1 protein-coding gene is annotated in these 1,408 nt (G+C 66.3%); it reads left to right on the top strand.

What is annotated here, in order from left to right:
• Positions 1-56: 56 nt before the first annotated feature.
• A complete protein-coding gene (locus ACFV6H_RS37725; RefSeq protein WP_385551407.1) occupies positions 57-1,298 on the top strand; it encodes an IS701 family transposase in 1,242 nt (413 codons plus the stop codon).
• The last annotated feature ends 110 nt before the right edge of the window (positions 1,299-1,408 follow it).

Below are 1,408 nucleotides of genomic sequence, written 5' to 3' on the forward strand. Positions count from 1 at the left end.
CTTAGTACTCCAGCGGGATTTCGTGTCCTGGGCTGGGACCGTTCGTTGTACGGGGTGTGGCGGGGACTGTTGAAGTAGACGTGTGGGCAGCCGAGTTGGAGTCGTTGCTGGGCAGGGTGGCGGGTCTGTTCGGGCGAGTTGATCTGCGGTGGAGGATGCGGGATTACGTCCGCGGGCTGCTGGGCCCGGTCGGCCGGAAGAACGGCTGGCAGCTCGCTGAATACGCAGGCCACCGTACTCCTGAAGGGTTCCAGCACCTCTTGAACGGGGCCCGCTGGGACGCTGAGGGGCTGCGTGACGAGGTGCGGGACTATGTGGTCGAGCACTTGGGGCAGGGTGGTGTGCTGATCATCGATGACACGGGGTTCGTCAAGAAGGGCACCACGTCGGCGGGAGTGGGCCGGCAGTACACCGGCACGTCGGGGAAGATCGACAACTGCCAGATCGGGGTGTTCGCCGCCTACGCCACCGGGCGGGGCAGGGCTCTGGTGGACCGGGAGCTGTATCTCCCGAAGTCCTGGACGGGAGACAGGGAACGGTGCCGGGCGGCGAAGATTCCCGAGGAGCGCGGGTTCGCGACCAAGGGCGACCTGGCAAAAACCATCATTGCCCGTACGATGGCTGCTGGCACGCCGGTCGCCTGGGTCACCGCGGACGAGGCATACGGCCAGGACTGGAACTTCCGCCGCCGCCTCGAACAGCACGGCCTGGGCTACGTGCTCGCCGTCCCCAAGTCCCAGCAGATCAAGTCCCTCGCCGGGATCTGGCGTATCGACCAGCTCATCGACGAGGCACCGGCCGATGCCTGGCAACGGCTCTCCTGCGGGCCCGGGGCCAAAGGGCCGCGCGTCTACGACTGGGCCGCCGCGAAACTCCCGGTCAGCCTGGTCTTCGACCCCGATCCGCCCACCCACCACCGGTGGGTCCTTGCCCGCCGCAGCCTCTCCGACCCCAACGAGGTCGCCTACTACACGGCCTATGCCCCCACCACTGCCGACGTGCCGAAACTCGTACAGATCGCGGGCGCCCGATGGGCGGTGGAGGAGTGTTTCCAGGCCGCGAAGAACGAGTGCGGCCTCGACCAGTACGAAGTCCGCCGCTATCCGGGCTGGTACCGGCACATCACCCTCGCCATGCTCGCCCACGCCTTCCTCACCGCACTCGCCGCACGCACAGACACTCCCGCAAAAGGGGCCGCAGAAACGAATCCACCAGCCTCGTCCCCCTCACGGTGGCAGAGATCCGAAGACTTCTGGCAGCTCTCCTCCCCGCCCCGGGACCACCCCGCGATCTCCTGACCCACGCACTGAACTGGTCACACTGGCGCAGAAAACACCAAGCCACAGCACAACGATCCCACTACAACCGAAGAACCAGCCCAGGACACGAAATCCCGCTGGAGTACTAA

Origin of the sequence: Streptomyces sp. NPDC059743 (genome assembly GCF_042732975.1) — a bacterium.
GTDB lineage: Bacteria > Actinomycetota > Actinomycetes > Streptomycetales > Streptomycetaceae > Streptomyces.